The following is a 22,087-nucleotide window of genomic DNA, read 5'->3' as shown; positions in this document are numbered from 1 at the left end:
TGGACCTAGATGTATTAATTGGTCCAGATGAAGACGCTTTCCCCCCACCAACAGGCTGAATTCACCCAGGCCCAGGCGATACACCGCCAGGGCCGGGTCGCCGATGCGGCGGCGGTCTATCGACGCCTGCTGGCGGTTGCACCGGAACATGCCGAACTGTTATTTCTGGCCGGTACCGCCGAGTTACAGCTTGGCGCGCCGGACCGTTGTGTGCCGCTGCTGCAAAAAGCGCTGGTGCTAGCCCCCCAGTTGGGCGGGGCGCGTTCCAATCTGGCGGTGGCTTTGCAGCGGCTGGGCCGCAATGCCGAGGCGCTGGCGGTTATCGATGCGGCCCTTGCAGCCCTTCCGGCTGGTAGTGGGGGGGCGCCGCTGCACTTGAACCGCGCCAACATCCTAAGTCGACTGGAGCGCTTCGACGACGCGCTGGCTGCCTATGGTCAGGCGCTGGCGCTGGCCCCCGGCTATGCCGAAGCATTTAATAACCGTGGTGCGCTGCTGCGCGAGCTGGGGCGCCCCGCCGACGCGCTGACAGACTATGACCGGGCGGTGGCGCTCAATCCCCGCTACAGCGAGGCATTCAATAACCGGGGCACCGCCTTACGCGATCTGGGCGATGTTGATGGCGCCTATGATAGCTTCCAGCGTGCCTTGACTCTTAATCCCGCCAACAAGGGGGCCCAGTGGCAGCTTGGTACGATGGAATTGTTGCGGGGCGATTTCGAAAATGGCTGGCGCAACTTTCAGGCCCGCTGGCAAAGTCCGCTGATGCAGGGTGCCCGTCGGTCATACCCGGTGCCGCAATGGCTGGGCGAGGTGCCACCCGCCGGTAAGACGCTGCTGATCTATGCCGAGCAGGGCTTGGGCGACACGGTGCAGTTCAGCCGCTATGTCCCCATGCTGATCGAGGCCGGTGCTAAGGTGGTGCTGGATGTGCCCGAGACTTTGGTGGCGTTATTGCAGACACTGCCGGGCAGACCTCAGGTCATTGCAACCGGTGGGGTTCTGCCCCCTTTTGATGGTCATTGTCCGATGATGAGTTTGCCGCTGGCAATGGCAACGCGGCTCGACACCATCCCATCGCGCATACCGTATTTGTTTGCCGACCCGGCCCGGCGTGCCCGCTGGCAACAGCGGCTTGGGGGCAAGGTGCGGCCGCGTGTCGGTTTGTGCTGGTCGGGGCGCAGCGGAATCATCCCCGATTTTTGGCGAAATATGACGGCCCGTCATTTTTTACCGCTATTGGAATTATCGTATGACTTCCATGTCGTGCAGAAAGAAATTCGCCCCTCTGATCAGGTGGTACTGGATGAGAATAAAGGGTTCGTTCCGCATGCGGATGATATTGCAGATTTCGCCGATACTGCGGCGTTGATCGCTGAAATGGATCTGGTTATCACTGTCGATACGGCGGTGGCGCATGTTGCCGGTGCGTTAGGTATTCCGGTCTGGATCATTCTGCCACGGCACCCGGAATGGCGCTGGCTGCTAGTGCGCGAGGACAGCCCGTGGTACCCTGGGGCGCGCATCCTGCGCCCGGATGCCGATGGTTGGGCGGGTGTGATTGCGCGGATTATGCGCGCATTACCCGCGGCGTGTTAACGTACAGATTGGCACGGCTTGCCATATATTGATACGGCATCTGTTTGTTTATAAGGTTTTTCCTGCCTGTGCACAGTCATTTAACCTGTGTTACGGATAATATACAGTGTACGAATTTGGTTCTGTGATGCGTTAAGATCTGGGATATGAAATTCTGGGCGCCCAGTATCGATTTGAGTTTCCGTATCGTCAGCTTTACCGGGTAAGAATTCCGATGTTCGGTAATTGACGCAACGTTAGTTTCAATATGCACCAGATTGGTGACGCTCTATTCATTGTTTTGTGTATAAGCTCGGCAAAAGCGCGTTCCAGTGTGCTCTTGATCGGCTCGAGCGTTAGCCGTTGTTGCATGTTGGCGCTGCCGTCAAGACGGAACGCTTTTATCCTGCTGCGTTGATAGGTATCATTAACGTGGCGACCTAGTGCTATATACTTAGAACATCGCCGTCTTTTTTTTGTGTTTTGCTGGTGACGTTAACCGGACTTTTGCTTCTGCCGGTAATGCTACTGCTGAACCATCTGTGGGGCTATTCGATGGAAACCTTGCCGACGCTTAACCCGACCATTGCTTCAGTCATTGGGCCTGGGGCCAAATTAACGGGCAAGCTGGAATCCGTCCGGCGTGTGATTGACGAAAAGTTTTTGGCCGCCTGCGAGCTGTTATCGCAGTCTGTCGATGGGATCGAGAATCTGATCTCATCGCTCGACATGCTGGCTGAAACGCTGGACTCCCATACGGTCGCAACGACGACAGAAGATTTGCAGATGGCTGCGGCCAAGCTGTTCTCTTTGCCTTCGTCGCATGCCGAACGCACGGTCAAGATCAATCGCCTCAGCAAATGTCGTGAGGAATTTTCCGAGCGCGTCTCTGATATGCGCTGTTCGCTGGCCTATATGCGGGCGATGGTTTCCGGTGTTGAGAAATATTGCAATAAGCCCGAAGCGGATGGTGGCCACCGCGCTGGTGCCGTGCTGCAGGCCTTCCTGCGCGATATTTCCAGTTATATTGAACGGGGCACTAACGAGCTTAAGAAGCTTGAATTTGACCTGTCCTCGTTACAGCTCGGCTTGGAATCAGTTTCGGCTCAGGGCGAAATTCTGGAATTCCAGATTGACCAGTTGCTGCCGATGGTGCCCGACGATTTGACCACCAACGCCAATATCATGGGCAATCACTATCTGCGTGTGGTCTCGATTGCCGGCAGTGTATCGGCTCTGGCAAAAGACATTCACATGCGGGTGACCCGTTTGCTGTCTGCCTTGCAGATTGGTGATATTACGCGCCAGCGCATTGAACACATTCAGGCCGGTGTCATTCTGCTTGATACCGGGTCAAAGCTGTTACCGCCGGATAAGCGCGAACGTATCGTCGATACGCTGTATGCGTTGTTGGCGGCGCAGATTTCCGCCGCTGCGGCCGACTTCCATCGTGAGGTATCCGAGGTTGGGCAAAGTATGTCCGGCCTGGGAGCTGATGCGCGCGAGCTGATGCGCCTGCACGATATGGCCTATGGTAATGATGGTGAGACGGAGGGTGGTTTCCTGCGTCGTATCAGTGATCAGATCAGCCGGGCGCTCGACCTGGTCAAGGAAGTCGAAAAAGTTGAAATGGCCGCCATTGATACGGTGCATGACAGTGTGGCCTCGGCGGCCGAGCTGAGCCAGCGCATCGGGGCAATTCAGGCGCTTAAGAGTGAATTCCCGCAGCTTGATATTGCCACCGCTTTTACCGATGAAGAGCGTAGTGATGAAACTCTGACCTCGATCATTTTCGAGCTTGCACAGTATGGGGAGCATTTGTCACGCTCCGCCGACAGTTGTGTCATCATTGCTGAACGGTTGTCAAAATCGGCCTTGTCGGCCGAGCATGATTGGCAAACCGATGCGCGCAAGGAAAGCGAAGGCTCAGCGGCTGCCAAGGCTTTGGAAATTGCTGCCGATCGCATTTATACCGCGCGAGAGAAAACAGAGGTTGATATTGCTGCCATCGTTTCTAAGGGCGACATGGTGCTCAATATGCTGGAGATTTCGTCCGGCAGGATTGATTTTCATACCGGCGTTGGCGATATCGTGGACGAAGTGACATCCGATCTGACCAAGCTGGGTGAAATGGCGTCACCGTGCCAGGATGATGATACCGAGCTGTTGGAAACCGTTCTGGCGCGCATGGCCAAATTCTATTCCATGTCGCAGGAGCGCGAAATTCATCGCACCTTTGTTGCAGCGTTGGGGGCTGGCTCGGTTGAGCCCGAACCTTCGCAGTTTGGCAAAGATGATTTCGAAACAATTCTGTTCTGATCTCGCCCTAAGCTTCTGACGGTTAGAAGCAGGCATTCGATGCCCGTGCGCTAGCTGCGCACGGTGCTCATAATTTCCGCAGATATGCGCTGCAGTGGAACGACCCGGTCCACCGCTCCCCAGCGGATGGCTTCCTTTGGCATGCCGAACACTACCGACGTCGCCTGATCCTGGGCGATGGTGTAAGCACCGGCCTGCTTCATTTCCAACAGACCACGGGCGCCATCATCGCCCATACCGGTCATGATGATGCCAACCGCATTGGGGCCTGCCACCTGTGCCGCCGACCGAAACAGTACATCGACCGAAGGGCGGTGGCGTGACACCGGCGGGCCATCTTTGACCTGCAGGGTATACTGATTACCTATGCGCTCTAAAATGACGTGGCGGCCGCCTGGTGCGATAAACGCATGGCCATGCGCGACGATATCACCAGTTTCGGCTTCTTTGACCGATATTTCGCACAGGGAATCGAGGCGCTTGGCAAACGAGGCGGTAAAATGCTCGGGCATGTGCTGCACGATGACGATGCCTGGGCAGGAGATGGTCAGGGCCGCCAGAACCTGATGCAGCGATTCCGTTCCGCCGGTTGATGCACCAATGCATATCAGCGGCTCGGTCGTGACCGAGATGGTAGCCCCTGTGGCGGCAGGTAACATTGCGTCTGCGGTAAGCTTCTCGCTGACGACGATACTGGAAAGTTCAGATTTACGCTGTTCTCGTCGCGAGCCCATCATATGAACGCTGGCGGCTTGACGCACGGCTTCGCATATTTGGCTGCGGGCTTCGTTCAGGCTCTCGACCGCCCCGGTCTGCGGTTTGAAGATAATGCCGACAGCCCCCGCAGCTTTAGCCCGCATCATGATATCGCCATCTTCCTCTTCCGGCGGCATGCACATGACAACGGGAATCGGGTGTTGCGCCATCAGTTTGTGCAGAAAGGTCAGGCCATCCATGCGAGGGGTAGCATTGTCGAGAATGATGACATCTGGCACACAGGCACGGATGCGGCGGGCTGCGGCAAACGGATCCGCGGCAATCCCCAACACTTCGATATGTGGGTCCTCCGACAGCAAGTCAGACAAAGTTCGACGGACGGCAGCAGAGCCATCAACGATCAGAACTTTGATCTTGGCTGCCGGGTTTGTCATGCGTTACGCTGCCGGAAGATTGTGTTGGCAACCGATACCAGTGGCAGATCCATGCCGACAGTGGATTCCGAATGGCCCAGGATCAGATAGCCATCAGGTTTCATATGTCTGATAAGCTGATTCAGTACACGTTTCTGGGTTTTCTTGTCGAAATAGATCAGCACATTCCGACAAAAAATAACGTCATAATCCACCGAGATCGGGTAGTGATCGCCAAATAGATTGAGTTGTAGAAAGGCGACTTTTGAACGCAAATGCGGGGCCATTCGATATTCACGCCGCGTTTTATCCTTTGACACCATAATGTGTCGCCGTCGCTGCTGCGGTGGGATTGGGGCAATCTGCGCTTCGGTATAGCGTGCGGCGGATGCTCTTTCTAATACCTGGGTGCAAATATCTGTCCCAAGTACGAAATAATCGCAACCTGAATGCTCATTACAGAAATCATCTGTTACCATGGCAATGGTGTAGGGTTCTGCGCCATATGAACTGGCGGCACTCCAAATTTTAAAATTACGCTGCCCCTTAGCCAGGAGTTCAGGAAAAATAGTTTTGGTTAGATAGGTAAAATGAGTTGGTTCACGAAAAAAATCTGTTTTATTGACAGTGATGGCATCAATCAGATGGATCGCCTCTTCCTCGCTTTCGAGGTTATCGCGTTCTGCTAAAAAACGGCAGTAGGATTCTATTCGTTCGATGCCGGTTTCCTGCATGCGGCGCCTGACCCGGGCTTCCAGCATGGTGCGTTTCCGGCTGGTTATGTGTATACCGCAGCGCTGATATATGAAGTCGGCGAGGCGATGAAATGCCTCATCACTGAGTGTCACTTCAGCGGACTTTAGCTCGCTTCGCGGTATTTGTATCAGCCGCATGGGCATCCGGACCACTTAGGTGAAACTCTCGAAATCATCATCGTCTGCGTCTGGACCACCTTTGGCCAGATCAATTTCAAACCCTGGCCGATTACTTGTTGCGGGGGGCGCGATCTGCCGGTCAGGTTGAACCCTGGCCGGGCTATGGCTGCGTAACGTCGGTGCGGCCTTACTCGGATCCCGCTGGCTCGGGCTGTTGATGCGGAAAAAAGCAATAGAGCTTTGCAGTTCCTCTGCCTGTGCTGCAAGCTGATCGGATGTCACCGAAAGTTGTTCGGACGAGGCTGCATTCTGCTGGGTAACTTTATCAAGCTGTCTGATGGCTTCATTTATCTGTGTCGCACCAATGTCTTGCTCTCGGCAGGCGGCACTGATTTCGGCCACCAGTTCGGCAGTTTTACGAATATCGGGCACCAGATGCGCCAGCATTTCACCTGCGGATTTGGCGGCTTTGACAGTCTCTTTCGAAACTGCGCCAATTTCCGCGGCAGCTTTCTGACTCCGTTCGGCCAATTTCCGTACTTCGGAAGCAACAACGGCGAAGCCCTTGCCGTGTTCGCCGGCACGCGCTGCTTCGACTGCAGCATTAAGCGCGAGTAGGTCGGTTTGCCGGGCAATTTCCTGCACAATGGTAATTTTCTCGGCAATGGTCTGCATCGCGGTTACGGCAGTGCTAACGGCTTCCCCGCTGACCTCGGCATGCTTGGCCGATTGCCGGGAGATTTTCTCGGTTTGCGAAGCGTTGTCGGCGTTCTGTTTGATGTTGGCCGCCATCTGCTCCATTGATGCGGATGCTTGCTCGGCGGCGGCAGCCTGTTCGGCGGCGCCCTGACTGACTTGTACAGCGGTGGCCGACAGTTCCTGACTTCCGGAAGATACGTTGCTGGCGGCAGCTAAAGCCCGCGTTACGATAGAGCGTAGGCGGTCAACCATGCGGGCCAGGGCGTGACCAAGCATGTCTTTATCTGACAGCGGTTTGGGATCAACCGTAAGATAACCTTCTGCAATCATATCAGCAACGGAAGCTGTCGCACGTAAGTTACCAGCCATCTTGTTAACAATGCTTATGACATCGCGGATTTCATCCTCGGTTTCAATCGTCATGCGGCTTTCAAGATCGCCGAGTGAAACATGTTCAATCATTTCAGCGATGCTGGATAACCCACGTCTAATCGTTAGTGTAACCCATACCGCACAGCTGACCGACAACAAGAAAGTCAGCAGAGAAATTGCGATTAAAATCCACAAAGTCTGGTGATATGTGCCATGGGCAACATTGGTATAATCATTCAAATGGTTTTTAGACAGTGTGGTTGCATCCTGCGCAACAGTGATAATCGCATTGTTGACATCACGCAGCTCGCCCATACAAAGTCGCCGAGCTTCTGCCCGCGCTCCTGCCAGTGCAGTATTCCGCATCTGCGTGTCGAGTGCTTTCTGACGCTGCCACAGTGTAAGAATCGTTTTGACTTTTTTCTTTTCTTCTCCGGTGGTAGATTTTTCAGCCTTCACCAAAAGCGGTTCCATTGTAACACGCAGATAATCGATAGCCTTTCCCCATTTGGGGATTTGTGCCTTATCGGTTTCGATAATGACATTTCTTTCTTTGCGCACAATGTCGAGCTGTGTTGCGCGTATGTCCTGAAACAGGGTCATGCGCTGCACAGGGCCGTTGATGAGCTCGCTAGTATTACGATCGATGCGTGCTAATCCATTGGTGGCGCATACCATCATGACGACGATCATGGATCCGACAGCTGCGGAGACTGCGATCAGTTTGTGTTTAATCGTGAGACGCATGTTTGCCGCCTGTTGTTGAAGGATGAAAAGATCCTGGTCAAATCCGGTATCGTAATGAAACCGCGTGATGATTTTATCAGCCCTCTGATATACTCAGGATTCCACTGCTTGCCGATTTCTGGTGGGGGCTCGGCGTTAGTACGGTTAATTGTGGTAACTTCATAAACCCGGTCTGCCTTTACCCCGAGTAGAATACTCTGATCGGCAAGCGGGCAGGCGATCACAATAATTCGGCTGTCTTCATGGGGAGCCCATGCCGGCATGGCAAAGGCTAGGCCAAGGTCTGCCAGAGGAATAACTCTGCCCCGGAAATTAATTACGCCGCCCACCAGAGGGTCGCTGCCGGGAACTTTTGTTTCGGCTATGGGATCAAGTATTTCATGTACCAGTGTAGCTTCAATAGCGAAGCCATCCCCACGCAGGTCGAAGCACAGCGCTTCAAACTGTTCTTCGTCATTCCAGGGAATATCCGTTAGAGATCCCATTGCGTTACCCCGTCGCACGCAACCGTTCTTCACGGTTACGCCCGATTGAAATCAGGTTCGACGCGTCAAGGATCAGCGCCACTGAACCATCTCCCAGGATTGTAGCACCTGAAAAGTTGCCAATCCCGATATGAAAGCTTGATAGTGGTTTAATAACGGTCTGGTGGTCACCAATTATCTGATCTACAACAAGACCAACGCGGTCAGTACCGATTGAAACCACCACCACCATGGGGATGCCGTCTGGAATCGATGTAACGCTAAAAACTTCACAAAGCCGAATAAAGGGCACAATCCCTTCCCGTAAAAGAATGATGTTCCTATCGCTTGGTTTGTGGTGGAGATCAGGCAGGTCAATACATTCTTCGATCACCGATAGCGGAATGACGTAACGTGCGTCTCCTACGCGTACCAGAAGTCCGTCAATAATTGCCAGGGTTAGCGGAATGCGCAGCAATATGCGGGAACCCTGACCAAACTCGCTGTTCATTTCAATCGTGCCACGCAAAGCATCAATGGCACGTTTGACCACATCCATACCGACACCGCGCCCGGATAACCCTGTAACCTTTGATGCTGTAGAAAAGCCCGGTTGGAACAACAGTTGCAGCACTTCCTCATCTGTCAGGGATTGACCCGGTGTGATAAGTCCATTGGTTTCGGCACGGGCGCGAACCTTGTCACGGTCAACGCCGCGGCCATCATCCTCAATGGCGATAATAACTTCGGCACCAGCCTGAAATGCCGACAGACTAATGGTGCCGGTTTCTGATTTCCCCGCGGTCAAGCGATCTTCTGCAGTTTCCAAACCATGGTCGGCCGAGTTACGGATGAGATGGATCAACGGATCAGCTAGCCGTTCTATCACCGTCTTATCCAGCTCGGTCGTTTCGCCACTGGTGATAAATTCGATTTTTTTACCGGTTTCTCTGGCCAGATCCCGCACCAGACGGCGAAATCGGCCGAATAATTGCGCAATCGGCACCATCCGTACCGACATCATCGATTCCCGAAGTTCTGCCGCCAGCCGTTCGATTTCTTCGGTCACGGTATCAAGATTGGTATCGGCAATAATACTGGCGACCTGACGCAGACGTGATTGCGCAATAACCAATTCACCAACCCGATCCATCAAGGTATCCAGACGTAAAGCCGGGATCCGCAATGTTCCATCGGTGCTGGCGGCTTGGGCATGGGGATCTGCTGCCGGGGGCTGTGGTGGTGTTGCCGTGATGGCCGAAGCGGCGTGTTCGACGGCTGAGGTGGGGGGCGCAACAGGTGTCGTCGCAGGTGCCGGTAGCGCAGGCTGCAGAGGCTTGATCGCCAGCTCCATGTTTAATGCGTCGAACGAAAAAACATCCTCAATATCAGATCTGCCTTTATCGGTCGCAAGCGTAACAATCCACGCTAAATGGCAATCTTGCGGATTGAGTGTCTGTAACGCAGGAATTTCGCTGGTTTGGGCGACAATCTCGACCGGCCCCAGGGCGCTGAGCTCATCCAGCATGACCAGTGGTCGCGTGCCATTGCGTAAAGCCTGCGGCGGAAACCGCATGGATATGTGCCATTGCGTCGGAATGTTTGTCGCGGGTTCTGCTGTAGTCTGTGTAGGAGGTGTTGCAGGCCGGGGGGGGGGGGTGCCACCGGCCTCATCCAGCGCATCGAACAGAGAGTGGTTGTTGTCTTCAGCAATGCTGCCACTATCGGCCAGTGTGTGCATATGATCGAGCGCAACCAGCGCTGCACCAATCAGTTCCGGTGTGGCTTTGCTTTTTCCTTTACGAATGCGGTCAAAGGCGGTTTCGCAGCGATGGGCAACAGCTGCCAACGCGTCGAAGCCAAACATAGCCCCCGACCCCTTCAACGTGTGAAGCGCGCGGAAGAGGCCGGCAACGATTTCTGAGTCGTCCGGATTGCGTTCCAGATCGAGCAGACCATGTTCGATATGTTCGAACAGTTCCTGCGCTTCGGTCCGGAAAATCTGGGCCGACTCGCTGTCGATCATTTTGCCACGATCCTGTTGACCACTTTCAACAGCTGATCGGCGTCAAACGGTTTGGTCAACCAGCCAGTGGCGCCTGCTTCCTTGGCCTGCAGCTTGACCTCGTTGTCAGATTCGGTAGTCAGAAAAAGGATCGGAACGCCTGCCTGCAACGTGTTTGTGCGCAGTTCCCGGATCATGCTCATACCGTCCATCTGCGGCATGTTGAGATCGACAAGAAACAGATCAAACCGCTGCTCGCTTGCCTTTTGTAGTCCTTCCAGTCCGTTGGCAGCTTCATGAATGGTGAAGCCGTGGCGGCCCAACGCGATTTTCACGGTGTGCCGGATGCTGGCGGAATCATCCACAATCAAAATGTCGGCCATATCAGTCCTCTTTTTTTCCGAGCCAGAACGTATTCATAGGCGGATGTAAAAAACCGCCGCGGGTTAAGGTTTTCAACAACGCGCCCGATGCCGGCGATGACAGTGTAAGATCGGTGTTAGTCTGTGCTGCGGTTCGGTAAGCAGATAGCAGCAGTTGTACGAAACTCAGATCGACGTCGTTGTTTTCGCCAACGTCGATGATCACACGGCCGCCCGTCCGGGTAAGCGCCGATAGCAGCTTTTCATGCGCAGTGGTGATGGTGCGCAACGTGGTTAGGCCGCTCAGTCCCACGGTCACGGCTGTCTGATCCTGACGCTGCACCGCACGCTCTCCTCATCCGGGAACCAAACCTGTCGAAAGCACTTTACTGCTTGCGGTAAGGTTACAACCAAGAATGTTAATCCGTCGTGAATCGGCAGCTGGTGGGTGTGTAATTGGTGAATATTCATTAACGAATATTATGGCGTGGACTGATGAATTCCCATGCTTACCTTTTGGTAAAATTTATCTTTGTGTGGTTGCTGCACAAATGTTGCTGCCAAAGACAAAGAAAGCGATTTGCTTAACCGAGATTTTATAACTTGATGAAATTATCCGCATTGCGTCGTTGAAAGGGCTGTCATGTCTTTCACGCTTGGGGGCGCTTTTTTTGATTTTTGCCGTGCGGGGTGTTCCGTGTCGAAACATATCATTGGTTTGAATCGTGCTATTTTGGCCTATGCAGCCTTGTGTTGCGTCATTATCGCCGTGCTGGCCTGTCCACTTTTGTTCTGGTCGCTCATGGGCGAGGCGGTTGCCCTAACCCCGCAGCGCGCTTTGATATGGCTTGTGGGCTCGGCGTTGCTGGTGTGCCTGTTATTAGGGCCGATACTGGCGTATGAATGGACCCGCCGGCGTCGCATGCAGCACATGCGCAAAGTGTTGCGTCAGGTTCATCGCCGGCTGTATGTCAGTGCCCGTGCCCGTAAGGCAGCGGAAGAGGCCAATCAGGCTAAAAGTGAGTTTCTGGCCAGTATGAGCCACGAGATTCGCACCCCCTTAAACGGCATCATCGGAATGAGCGAGCTGATGCTCGACGGCGGTTCGGCCCGTCAATTGCGCCGCCATGCAGAATTGGTCAACGAATCTGCCGGATTGTTACTCAATCTCATCAACGATATTCTCGATATCTCCAAGCTCGAAGCCGGCAAGATGGAAATCGAGGATGTCAGCTTTGATCCGGTGGCGGTGATCGAACATGCGGCCGCCTTGATGGCGCCGCGCGCCCGGGAAAAGGGCCTGAACTTTATTGTCGATATCTCTACAGAGATTCGAGGTTGTTTTAGCGGTGATCCGTGCCGTATTCGTCAGGTTTTGTTAAACCTGATCGGCAATGCGATCAAATTTACCGAGCAGGGCTTTGTCCGGCTTGATGTGCGAACTGATGCGGCGGGGCGGATGCGCTTTACTGTGCGCGATTCTGGCATTGGCATTGCGCTGTCACAGCAGGAGCAGTTGTTCCAGCGCTATAATCAGTTAAATGGCACCGTGGCGCGTCGGTATGGTGGAACAGGGCTGGGGCTGGCGATTTCACGCCAATTGGTACAGCTGATGGGTGGCGCTATCGGTGTGGACAGTCGCGTTGGAGAGGGAACGGCCTTTTGGTTTGCCCTGCCATTGACCGCCGCGGTGGCTAAGCCCAAGGGGGCGAAGCGGTCGTCATCGTCCTGCCGCTGTGACAAGGTGCTCGATATTTTGCTGGCGGAAGACAATGCGGTGAATCGCATTTATGCCTCGGCCTTGCTGACCAAAGCGGGCCATCACGTCGATATAGCCGAGAATGGTCGCGAGGCAGTCGAAGCGGTGCGTCATAATCACTATGATGTCGTGTTGATGGATATTCAGATGCCGGTGCTAAACGGCATCGACGCCACGCTGCAAATCCGAGCGCTTCCTTTTCCGTTCGCCAATGTGCCGATTATCGCCATGACGGCCGATGCTATGGCGGGGGCGCGTGATACCTATCTGGCGGCGGGTATGGATGATTATATCACCAAGCCCGTCAGCGGTGCTGCTCTCATGGCCAAGATGACCGAAATCGCCCATCGTGAGCCGGTGCGCAGTCCGGCAACACTGGTGGTGGTGCCAGCTTTGCCGGTGCTTGATACTACCAAACTCGACGATCTCGATGGCGTTTTACCGCGTAAATCACTGGCCGAGCTGATTAGCCTGTTTCTGTCGGATGCGGCGCGTATTCTGGTCGAGGTCGAGGCGGCGCGTGCCCGTAACGATATGGCGCAGGCAGGCCAGCAAGCCCATATGCTGGTCAGTATCGCTGGAAATCTGGGGGCAATGGAGCTGAGCGCTTTGGCCCGGACCTTTGAAACGGCCTGCCGTCGCAACGAGGTGGGGCGGATTGAAGGTTTGGCCCATGCCCTTGGCGTCGCCGCGACCAAAGCAACGGCGGCCCTTTCGGCATGGCAGTTGGGCGCGCGTACTGTGCGTGATGCGGCAAAGTCGTCGCCCGCCAAGGAGACTGAAACATCTTCTGCAATTATGCCGGGTGGTGGGGCTGCACTTATCCCCTAATTCCTTCGGGCTGGCTTTGCCAGTCTGCACCGTCCTGCACTATGCTGGCCCTTCAGCCACAAATTTGTGGAAGTGATCTTCTGCCAGCCAACCGGATGCAGTCCCTATGTCCCGAACAGCCTACCGTGGTGCGATTTTCCATCTGCTTGACGATCCCGACCGGGCGGGGCCTGAGGCGGCTGTTTTTTACGATGACGGTGTTCTGATTGTCGAAGACGGCTTTATCGCCGAGCTCATGCCGTGGAGTGAGGACGCGCTGGCCCGGATACATGGCATTCCGGTCGAGCATTTTCCCGATGCCCTGATTATGCCGGGCTTTATCGATGCCCATGTCCATTATCCGCAAACAGAAATTATGGCGGCGCCTGGGACCGAGCTGCTCGAATGGCTCACCCGTTATACCTTTGCGGCGGAAGCCCGCTATGGCTACCCGGAGGTGGCGCGAGAGTCTGCAGGCTTTTTCCTTGATCAGCTGGTTGCCAATGGGGTGACCACGGCATTGGTTTTCGCCACTAGCCATAAGATTTCGGTCGAGGCGCTGTTTAACGCCGCGCTGTCGCGCAATATGCGCCTGATTTCCGGCAAGGTGCTGATGGACATCAATGCGCCGCCGGCGCTGTGCGATACGGTCGAAACCGGTTATATGGATTCCAAGGCGCTGATCCGTGAGTATCTTGGTCGTGGCCGGCTGGGATATGCGGTGACGCCGCGCTTTGCCCTGACCTCCAGTCCGCAACAGTTGGAAATGGCTGCAAGGCTACTGGCCGAGCATCCCGGTGTGCTGCTGCATACCCATCTGTCGGAAAACACCAGCGAACTGCGTGCGGCCCATCAGCTATTCCCCGATTGTGCCGATTATTTCGCGGTTTATGAGAAATTCGGTCTGGCCTCCGACCACGCGGTCTTTGCCCATGGCGTTCATCTGTCGGCGGCGGAATGGCGACGGCTGACGGCCAGCGGTGCGGCACTGGCTCATTGCCCGTCGTCCAATATGTTTCTGGGCAGCGGGCTGTTCGATATCGCTGCTGCGCAGGCCACCGGAGCGGCGGTTGCGCTGGCCAGTGATGTCGGTGCCGGAACCTCGCTGTCGCCCTTTGCCACCATGGCAGATGCCTACAAGGTTGCGCGTCTGAAGGGCCACTGCATCGACGCGGCGAAATTATTTTATATGGCAACGCTGGGCGCGGCGCGGGCGCTGAAGATCGACCGTTGTGTCGGCAATCTTCAGCCCGGCAAGGAGGCCGACTTTGTGCTTCTGGATGCCCATGCGCTGCCGCTTCTGGCCCGGCGCTGGGCCGTGGCCCGTGATCCGGTGGAGAAGTTGTTTGCTTTGGCCATTCTGGGCGATGACAGGGCTGTGGCGCGCAGTTATATCGCAGGGGCGCAGGCCTATCACCGGATCTGATCCCGGGGTGTCGGGGAATAACTTTTTGTCAAGCTAGCCACGGTGAAGTGCAATCGGCCCAGGCTTATGTCACAAATGCTGGGGTTGGGATTAAAAGGCGAAACGAACGGATACCCGAATGCGGCCCGCAATCGATCTTGCAGCCTATTCTGCCCATGCCCTCACCCGGTTTGTTCAGCATGGCCTGCGTTCCAGCGAGCTGCTGCAAATTGTGATTGCGGCCGTGTGCGGCGCGGCGGTGGGGCTGGCCATCGCGTTGATCCATGGCGCCATCGATCTTTTGCATCAATGGTGTTTTGCGCTGCCGCCTGGGGGCAGCCTTAGCGTCGGTTTCGGTGTCAGCCCCTTGCGTGTGGCGATGGTTCCTGCGCTGGGCGGGCTGTTACTGGGGCTGGCGGCATGGTTGTTCAGCCGCTTCCGGCAAGCCGAAATCGTTGACCCGATCGAGGCCAATGCTCTGCATGGTGGCCGCATGTCGATGTTCGGCAGTTTGCGGCTTTTGCTATCGACGATGATGTCGAATGCGGCCGGGGCTTCGGTCGGCATGGAAGCTGGCTACAGCCAGTGTGGGGCGAGCATGTTTTCTGCGCTGGGCCAGTATTTTAAATTGCGCCGGATGGATTTGCGTACCTTTGTGGCCGCTGGGGCCGCCGCAGCGATTGCCGCGGCTTATAATGCGCCACTGGCCGGGGCGTTTTACGGGTTCGAGCTGATCTTGGGCACCTATTCGATCCGGGCGCTGGCCCCGGTGGTGGTGGCGGCGCTGTCTGGCGTGCTGACCGAGCGGTTTCTGGTCGATCCCGATCCCACCTTTGTGGTCGGGCAGGTTTTTCACTTTAAACCGGCGCTCTATCTGCTGTTTGCCCTGATGGGGGTGGTGGCGGCGGGCATCAGCGTGGTGGCCATGCTGGCGGTCAATTGGGCCGAGAAGGGGTTCCGCGCCCTGCCCCTACCGAAATTTTTACGTCCGGCACTGGGTGGGGCGTTGTTATCGGCCATTGCGCTTTCGGTGCCCCAGGTGTTGGGCAGTGGCCATGGAGCGATCCAGTTTCAGTTCGATCATAACGGAACGCTGCTAGTCTTGCTGGTTATGCTGGTCGCCAAACTGGTGGCATCGGCGATTTCTATTGGCTCGGGCTTTCGGGGGGGGCTGTTCAGTTCGGCGCTGTTTCTCGGCTGTTTGTTTGGGGCGCTTTTCGCCAATGTGCTGGCTAGCGTCGTGCCGCAGTTGGAGCCGCATCATACTGCCATGATGCTGGTCGGTATGGGCTCGGTTGCTGCCGGGATTATTGGTGCGCCGCTTACCATGGTGTTTCTGGTGCTGGAAGGCACCGGCGATTTCCCCATGACAGCAGGGGTTATGATTGGGGTGGTGGTGACCTCGACCATTGTGCGGCGCTTCTTCGGCTATTCGTTCTCGACCTGGCGCTTCCACTTGCGGGGCTTAAAAATTTCTAGCCCGCACGATATCGGCTGGCTGCAGGATCTGACGGTCGAAAAGCTGATGCGTGGCGATGCGGCCACCCTGCAGACATCCACCACGCTGGCCGAGGCGCGTCAGACGTTTCCGCTCGGTAGTACCAAGAAGATTTTTGTCATCGATGCCGCGGAGCAGTATGCTGGTATGCTTGACAGCAGTTTGCTGCATGATCCGGCGGCTGATCCCGGGCTGAATGTTGGCGCGCTGGTTGTGGCGGGGGATGCATTCCTATTGCCACAGGAAAATATCAAGGCCGCCCTTAACCGCTTTGATGCGTGCCGGGTTGAAGCCCTACCGGTGGTTCGTTCCACGGCGGACCGCACCATTATCGGCTATCTGACCGAAGCCTATGCCTTGCGCCGCTATACCCAAATGCTGGAAACCCGCCGCAGTGCCGAACTGGGGCAGAGCGATTTATACTCCTCCGGCAACGCCGGGTAGAATAGTTGCCAGCTATGCGCGGGCATCTTGTCAAGCCGGGCTGGCTTTGGCATGTTTGGACATGGATACGAACTTTCTACGCGCTCTGCCCAAGGCAGAGCTTCATCTACATCTCGAAGGCAGTCTGGAACCGGAGCTGATGTTCGCCATCGCCCGGCGGAACCATGTCGAGCTGCCCTATGCCACGGTCGAAGATATCCGTGCGGCATACAGCTTTACCCGGCTGCAGGATTTCCTCGACATCTATTATAGCGGCGCGGCAGTGCTGCTCACCGAGGAAGATTTCTACGATCTGACCATGGCCTATTTGAAGCGGTCCGCCGCCGATGGTGTGCGCCATGCCGAGCTGTTCTTCGATCCGCAAACCCATACCGAACGCGGTGTACCGATTGGGGTGGTGATCGGTGGTATCAGCCGGGCGCTTGAGGCTGGGCAGGCCGAACTGGGCGTTTCGTCCCGTCTGATCTTAAGCTTCCTGCGTCATCTGTCGGAAGAAGATGCGTTGCAGACCTGGCGCGAGGCCGAACCCTATCTCGATAAGCTGGTCGGCGTCGGGCTTGATTCTTCCGAGGTCGGTCATCCGCCTGAGAAGTTCCAGCGCGTTTTCGCACTGGCGCAGGCGGCGGGCATGAAGCTATGTGCCCACGCCGGCGAGGAAGGCCCGCCCGACTATGTGCATCAGGCGCTGGATATGCTGCATGTCGATCGCATTGATCATGGCAATCGTGCGCTGGAAGATGCCGCACTGGTCGCGCGACTGGTGCGCGAGAACATGACGCTTACGGTATGCCCGTTATCGAATCTCAAGCTCTGCGTGGTCGATGATATGACGGCCCATCCGCTCAAAAAAATGCTTGGGCTGGGCCTGCGCGCTACCGTCAATGCCGATGATCCGGCCTATTTCGGCGGCTATGCCGGTGACAATTTCATCGCCGTGGCCAAAGCCCTTGATTTGAGCAAGGACGAGGTGGTGCAGCTGGCCCGTAACAGCTTCCTCGGCTCGTTCCTGCCCGAAGCCGAGGTCGAAGCCCATCTGGCCGCAATTGATATTTTCGCGGCGCAGAACGCGTTTTAATCAGGATGTTTTGGCGTCGTGATTGCGCAGGCAGTTGCCCGCCAGTTTAGCCAGGGCCACGGTCTGCCGGTGCCATTCGCGCACCGGCAGCGCCGGTGAGCCGCCAACGGTTTCACCATCGGGAATATCGCGGATGATGCCGCTTTGGGCGACAATCTTGACACGCGCGCCGATGCTGACGTGATCGGCAATTGCCGCCTGGCCACCGATCATGGTGCCATCGCCAACGCAGGATGATCCGGCAATGCCAACCTGCGCGGTGATAATGCAATAGCGGCCGATTTTGACGTTATGCGCCAGATGGACCAGGTTATCGATCTTGGTCCCTGCACCGATTTCGGTATCACCCAGTGCGCCGCGGTCAATGGTGCAGTTGTTGCCGATATCGACATCATCACCGATGATCACGCGACCCAGCTGTGGAATACGCATCAGACCTTGCGGGCTGGGCACAAAACCAAAGCCTTCGCTGCCAATCTGTGTACCAGGGGCAATGGCGACGCGTGAGCCGAGCAGTGCATTGCTGATGGTGCAATTGGCACCGATCCGGCAATCATCACCCAGTTCGACACCATCTTCCAGCACTGCGCTGGCATTGATACGGCAGCGGGCGCCAATGCGAACCCCGGCTCCGATATAGGCCCCGGGCCGGATGTGGCAGCCTTCGCCGATTTGGGCGGTGGCATCAACAAAGGCCCCCGGTTCAATCTGCGTGGTCATTGGTGCTGGCGGGTAGTAGAGCTGACAGATCTGCGCATAGGCCAGCCGGGGATCGCCAACGACCAGTTGTACCTTGTCAGGCAGCTGATCGGCCAGCTTGGCACCGACGATGACGGCCAGTGCCTGGCTTGCCTGACATTGCGGGCGATAGCGGCGGTCACTGAAGACGCAGATCTCGTTGGCATTAGCCCGTTCCGGCGCCGAAACGTCGTAAACTAAGGCTTCCGCCTTTTCTGGATGTGAAATATGGCCGCCCACCTGGCCAGCAACATACGCCAGCGTAAACGGACCTGCGCGGCGAAAAAAACGTTGATCAATCATGGTTCACTGTTCCGGCGATACGCGCCGTTTTGCTCCTACCCAAGCCGCAGGAAAACATGTTTTCAGTAGCAGCGATAGCCGCTACCGCCCATCTGTGACCAAACGTTACACATTTTTTTCATGATTTTGCCTAATTTGGTTACCACGGCGGTGGGGCGGTGGCATGTGCAAAAAGGCTACAGATTCATCAGCTTTGCATCGCCACCTTCGGCTGCAATGTTGACGCTGATGGCCCGTTCGCGGGCATAGCGCAGCAGAGCGTGGGGGCCGCCCGCCTTGGGGCCGGTGCCGGAAAGCCCGTGACCGCCAAATGGCTGTACACCAACCACCGCCCCGATGACCGAGCGGTTAACATAGACATTGCCTGCAGGTACCAGGGCCTGCACCTCGGTGATAAAGCCTTTAATGCGGCTGTGTACGCCCAGCGTCAGGCCATAGTCGGAGGATGCAAAGGCGCGCGCGACGGTTTCCAGATCTGCCGGGTCATAGCGATAGACGTGCAGAATGGGACCAAATACCTCGGCTTTAAGATAATCCGGTGCCGGTACCTCGTAGATCGCCGGGGCGAAGAAGCTGCCACGGCTTTCCCAGTCTGCGGTATCGGCGCGTGCCACTAGCCGGGCATCTTTTTTTAGGCGGACGATATGGGCCTGCAAGTGGGCGCGGGCGTCGGCGTCGATCACCGGGCCGACATCAGTCGCCGGATCGGCGGGATCGCCGGTCTTAAGCAAGGCCAGTGCTCCGGCCAGCGTGGTGAGAATTTCGTCGGCCCGTTCGCGCGGCAAAAACAGCATGCGCAGCGCCGAGCAGCGCTGCCCCGCCGAACCAAAGGCCGACTGGATGACATCGTCGACGACTTGTTCTTTCAACGCCGAGGAATCGACGAACATGCCGTTAAGCCCGCCTGTCTCGGCGATGAAGGGGATGATGGCGCCGTCCCGGGCTGCCAGGGCGCGGTTGATGGTTTGTGCTGTGTCCGTGCCACCGGTAAAGGCGACGCCGTCAATGCCTGGATGGGCCACCAATGCCGCACCAAGTGTGGCGCCATCGCCGGGCAAAAGCGCCAGCAGTGCCGGATCAAGCCCGGCACGGTGGAACAACTGCACTGCCTGTGCGGCGATTAGTGGGGTCTGTTCGGCGGGCTTGGCCAGCACGGCATTGCCTGCGGCGAGCGCGGCGGCAATCTGCCCGGTGAAAATAGCGAGCGGAAAATTCCATGGCGAAATGCAGACAAAGACGCCGCGTCCTTCCAGCGCCAGATGATTGGTTTCGCCTGCCGCGCCATGAAGTTCAGTGGCGGGGCCAAACTGGGTTTCGGCTAGCTGAGCATAGTAGCGGCAGAAATCCGCCGCTTCGCGTACTTCTGCCACGCCGTCATTCAGCGTCTTGCCGGCTTCACGCGCCAGCAATGCCACCAGATCATCGGTGTTGGCTTCCAGCGTATCGGCCATGGCACGTAAGATTTTGCCGCGCGCTGCGCCGCCTGCCGTATTCCACGCGCCTTGCGCGCCTTGGGCAAGTTCCACGGCACGATCAATATGCTGTGCGGTTGCTACGCCACTATGGCCGACTGTGGCGCCATCGACCGGGCTTGGTACCGGCGTGGTTCCGGCGGTCAGCGTGCCACCGATGATCGGACCTGCTTTGACATCGGTTGCGGCAAGGCGGCTAAAGGCTTCACGGGCAATGTTACGCATGGTGGCCATCGTGTAATCGCGTCCCTGAGAGTTGGCGCGGGTTGAACCATAAAGATCGGTGGGCAGTGGCAGGCGCGGGTGCGGGCCGGGATGGGCCTCAACCGGGGCAATTTGATCCTGCACCACCTGCTCGACCGGAATCTTCGGATTGAGCATGTCGTGTACGAACGAACTGTTGGCACCGTTTTCCAGCAGGCGGCGTACCAGATAGGGCAGCAGTTCGCGGTGGCTGCCCACCGGGGCATAGGCGCGCACAATCATGCCGCCGAAACGCTCCGCTGCGGCGTCATAGAGCGCTTCGCCCATGCCATGCAGGCGCTGATGTTCAATGGCGACGCCTTCGCGTTTCGACAGATAGCGCACCGCCGCCAGCGTATAAGCGTTGTGGGTGGCAAACTGGGTGTAAATATGCGGCGCGGCTTTGATCAGCGCCTCGGCACAGATCAGATAGGACAGATCGGTTGCCGCTTTGGTGGTGAACAGCGGATAGCCTGATCTGCCCTGGACCTGGGCATGTTTGACTTCGCTATCCCAATAGGCCCCTTTGACCAGACGCACCATGAAGCGGCGCCCGGTCTGGCGCGCCAGATCGGCGACCATGGCGATGACGTCGGGCGCGCGTTTCTGATAGGCCTGCACCGCCAACCCCAGCCCGCGCCAGTTTCGCGGCTCGACCTCGACCGCCAGACGTTCGAGGATCTTCAGCGACAGCACCAGCCGGTCGGCTTCTTCGGCGTCGATGGTGAAATTAATGTCGTACTGGGCGGCTTTTTCTGCCAGCCGTTTGACGCGCGGATACAGATCGGCAAACACGGCTTCTTCGCGCACCGCTTCATAGCGTGCCCCCAGCGCCGATAGTTTGACCGATACGCCATGGCCCTGTTCCGGTCCCACAGTCGACGCCTTACCCACCGTGGTGATGGCCGCGTTGTACAGCCGTTCGTAATAGTCGGCATCCGCCGTGGTACGCGCGCCTTCGCCCAGCATGTCAAACGAACAGGGTCCGGGGGCGCGTTTTAAGGCTGCCGTAATGGTGCGGCTCATGACAAAGGCATTGCCCATCACGCCAATACCGGTGGCAACCCCCATGCGGATGGCGGGTGCACCCAGTGCGGTGACCGATTTGGCTACGCCGCTTCGGGCATTAAGCAGCGCCCCGGTGGCGGCAAGGCCGAGGCTGGCACCATTGACCATCAGGTTGGATGATTGGCCGATATGGCGTTTCCAATTGGCCTCGCCGATTTTTTCCGCGATCAGGGCATTCCGGGTGCGTTTGTCGGGAATGCGCAGCAGCGCTTCAGCCAGACCCATGAGGGCAAGGCCTTCGGCGGTATCAAGACCATATTCCTGTAAGAAGGCGTTGGTCAGGCCGGCGCGGGCGTTTTTGCGCGCCGCTTCGACCAGCGCAATCGCCTCGGCACGAACCTGCGTGCGCTCCTGATCCGAAAAAGGCACGGCGGCCAGCCGCGCAGCCAGCGTTTCGGTTTCGTCGGTATATTTCAGTTCGTCGAGACGATCCCAATCCAGCATAAAAGACATCGCACCACCAAAGGAGGCGTACACGCCTCCGTAAAACCCGCTACACGCTTTAAAAACGTAAATCCGGCACGAGGCTAGGGCAGCGCCGAAAGACTGTGAAGCGTGATTGCCGTCATCGCCCAGATACATATTACGGGAATGTGGTTTAAGTTCTCCGAATGGGCGATCTTCATTTAGGCTGGGGTGAGTTTATAGGCAACTGCTGTGCAGTTTTACGCCACTATCGGGTTGCTAACATTTGTCGTTGCGCGAAAATGTCAGCGCAGCG

The 22,087-nt window shown here is 56.8% G+C and carries 15 protein-coding genes; 6 read left to right on the top strand and 9 right to left on the bottom strand.

Annotation, left to right across the window (positions count from 1 at the left end; all coding sequences use genetic code 11):
• Positions 1-27 precede the first annotated feature (27 nt).
• Entirely contained in the window at positions 28-1,599 is a 1,572-nt protein-coding gene (locus ACZ5RI_RS12275) for a tetratricopeptide repeat protein (protein WP_464513502.1), read from the top strand.
• Positions 1,600-2,067: 468 nt separating this feature from the next.
• The gene (locus tag ACZ5RI_RS12270) at positions 2,068-3,897 is read left to right on the top strand and encodes a hypothetical protein (RefSeq protein WP_464513501.1); all 1,830 of its coding nucleotides are present in this window, start codon (positions 2,068-2,070) and stop codon (positions 3,895-3,897) included.
• Between the two features lie 50 nt (positions 3,898-3,947).
• Here the strand turns inward: ACZ5RI_RS12270 and ACZ5RI_RS12265 are convergent, their stop codons facing one another.
• The 7 genes from ACZ5RI_RS12265 to ACZ5RI_RS12235 are packed head-to-tail and all read right to left on the bottom strand — an operon-like array spanning position 3,948 to position 10,894.
• Positions 3,948-5,048, bottom strand: coding sequence for a protein-glutamate methylesterase/protein-glutamine glutaminase (locus tag ACZ5RI_RS12265; RefSeq protein WP_464513500.1), 1,101 nt, complete (start codon positions 5,046-5,048; stop codon positions 3,948-3,950).
• Complete coding sequence (locus ACZ5RI_RS12260) at positions 5,045-5,926, bottom strand: CheR family methyltransferase (protein ID WP_464513499.1); 882 nt, start codon at positions 5,924-5,926, stop codon at positions 5,045-5,047. The genes ACZ5RI_RS12265 and ACZ5RI_RS12260 overlap by 4 nt, the downstream gene beginning before the upstream one ends.
• A gap of 9 nt (positions 5,927-5,935) precedes the next feature.
• A complete protein-coding gene (locus tag ACZ5RI_RS12255) occupies positions 5,936-7,720 on the bottom strand; it encodes a methyl-accepting chemotaxis protein (RefSeq protein WP_464513498.1) in 1,785 nt (594 codons plus the stop codon).
• Complete coding sequence (locus ACZ5RI_RS12250; RefSeq protein ID WP_464513497.1) at positions 7,693-8,205, bottom strand: chemotaxis protein CheW; 513 nt, start codon at positions 8,203-8,205, stop codon at positions 7,693-7,695. Before ACZ5RI_RS12250 ends, ACZ5RI_RS12255 begins: the two co-directional genes overlap by 28 nt.
• Positions 8,206-8,209: 4 nt before the next feature.
• On the bottom strand, positions 8,210-10,210 hold the full coding sequence (locus ACZ5RI_RS12245; protein WP_464513496.1) for a chemotaxis protein CheA: 2,001 nt from the start codon (positions 10,208-10,210) through the stop codon (positions 8,210-8,212).
• A complete protein-coding gene (locus tag ACZ5RI_RS12240; RefSeq protein WP_464513495.1) occupies positions 10,207-10,572 on the bottom strand; it encodes a response regulator in 366 nt (121 codons plus the stop codon). Before ACZ5RI_RS12240 ends, ACZ5RI_RS12245 begins: the two co-directional genes overlap by 4 nt.
• 1 nt (position 10,573) lies before the next feature.
• Positions 10,574-10,894 (bottom strand): STAS domain-containing protein, encoded by a 321-nt coding sequence (locus ACZ5RI_RS12235; RefSeq protein WP_464513494.1) that lies wholly within the window; start codon positions 10,892-10,894, stop codon positions 10,574-10,576.
• Positions 10,895-11,248: 354 nt separating this feature from the next.
• Between ACZ5RI_RS12235 and ACZ5RI_RS12230 the strand changes: the two genes are divergently transcribed.
• From ACZ5RI_RS12230 to ACZ5RI_RS12215, 4 genes are all read left to right on the top strand, one after another.
• Complete coding sequence (locus tag ACZ5RI_RS12230) at positions 11,249-13,141, top strand: ATP-binding protein (protein ID WP_464513493.1); 1,893 nt, start codon at positions 11,249-11,251, stop codon at positions 13,139-13,141.
• 106 nt (positions 13,142-13,247) lie between these two features.
• Positions 13,248-14,546: a guanine deaminase gene (gene guaD, locus ACZ5RI_RS12225; protein ID WP_464513492.1), complete on the top strand. Its 1,299-nt coding sequence runs from the start codon at positions 13,248-13,250 to the stop codon at positions 14,544-14,546.
• Positions 14,547-14,664: 118 nt separating this feature from the next.
• Positions 14,665-16,467 (top strand): chloride channel protein, encoded by a 1,803-nt coding sequence (locus ACZ5RI_RS12220; RefSeq protein WP_464513491.1) that lies wholly within the window; start codon positions 14,665-14,667, stop codon positions 16,465-16,467.
• A gap of 61 nt (positions 16,468-16,528) precedes the next feature.
• Positions 16,529-17,542, top strand: coding sequence for an adenosine deaminase (locus ACZ5RI_RS12215; RefSeq protein WP_464513490.1), 1,014 nt, complete (start codon positions 16,529-16,531; stop codon positions 17,540-17,542).
• On the opposite strand, the gene lpxD is transcribed toward ACZ5RI_RS12215, so the two are convergent.
• Entirely contained in the window at positions 17,543-18,583 is a 1,041-nt protein-coding gene (gene lpxD, locus ACZ5RI_RS12210; RefSeq protein WP_464513489.1) for a UDP-3-O-(3-hydroxymyristoyl)glucosamine N-acyltransferase, read from the bottom strand.
• A 176-nt stretch (positions 18,584-18,759) separates the two neighbouring features.
• Positions 18,760-21,810 carry a bifunctional proline dehydrogenase/L-glutamate gamma-semialdehyde dehydrogenase PutA gene (gene putA / locus ACZ5RI_RS12205; protein ID WP_464515596.1) on the bottom strand — a complete coding sequence of 1,017 codons (3,051 nt, stop codon included), beginning with the start codon at positions 21,808-21,810 and terminating at the stop codon, positions 18,760-18,762.
• Between the last annotated feature and the right edge of the window lie 277 nt (positions 21,811-22,087).

It is taken from the genome of Micropepsis pineolensis, assembly GCF_055392125.1.
The sequence above is the reverse complement of the archived record's forward strand: the minus strand, read 5'-3'. Positions and strand labels throughout refer to the sequence as shown.

What these genes read in the sequence shown, in the direction of transcription:
- guaD (WP_464513492.1), top strand. Translation starts at nt 13,248, where the DNA reads ATGTCCCGAACAGCCTACCGTGGTGCGATTTTCCATCTGCTTGACGAT.
- putA (WP_464515596.1), bottom strand. Translation starts at nt 21,810, where the DNA reads ATGCTGGATTGGGATCGTCTCGACGAACTGAAATATACCGACGAAACC.
- ACZ5RI_RS12265 (WP_464513500.1), bottom strand. Translation starts at nt 5,048, where the DNA reads ATGACAAACCCGGCAGCCAAGATCAAAGTTCTGATCGTTGATGGCTCT.
- ACZ5RI_RS12215 (WP_464513490.1), top strand. Translation starts at nt 16,529, where the DNA reads ATGGATACGAACTTTCTACGCGCTCTGCCCAAGGCAGAGCTTCATCTA.
- ACZ5RI_RS12240 (WP_464513495.1), bottom strand. Translation starts at nt 10,572, where the DNA reads ATGGCCGACATTTTGATTGTGGATGATTCCGCCAGCATCCGGCACACC.
- ACZ5RI_RS12250 (WP_464513497.1), bottom strand. Translation starts at nt 8,205, where the DNA reads ATGGGATCTCTAACGGATATTCCCTGGAATGACGAAGAACAGTTTGAA.
- lpxD (WP_464513489.1), bottom strand. Translation starts at nt 18,583, where the DNA reads ATGATTGATCAACGTTTTTTTCGCCGCGCAGGTCCGTTTACGCTGGCG.
- ACZ5RI_RS12275 (WP_464513502.1), top strand. Translation starts at nt 28, where the DNA reads ATGAAGACGCTTTCCCCCCACCAACAGGCTGAATTCACCCAGGCCCAG.
- ACZ5RI_RS12245 (WP_464513496.1), bottom strand. Translation starts at nt 10,210, where the DNA reads ATGATCGACAGCGAGTCGGCCCAGATTTTCCGGACCGAAGCGCAGGAA.
- ACZ5RI_RS12260 (WP_464513499.1), bottom strand. Translation starts at nt 5,926, where the DNA reads ATGCCCATGCGGCTGATACAAATACCGCGAAGCGAGCTAAAGTCCGCT.
- ACZ5RI_RS12220 (WP_464513491.1), top strand. Translation starts at nt 14,665, where the DNA reads ATGCGGCCCGCAATCGATCTTGCAGCCTATTCTGCCCATGCCCTCACC.
- ACZ5RI_RS12255 (WP_464513498.1), bottom strand. Translation starts at nt 7,720, where the DNA reads ATGCGTCTCACGATTAAACACAAACTGATCGCAGTCTCCGCAGCTGTC.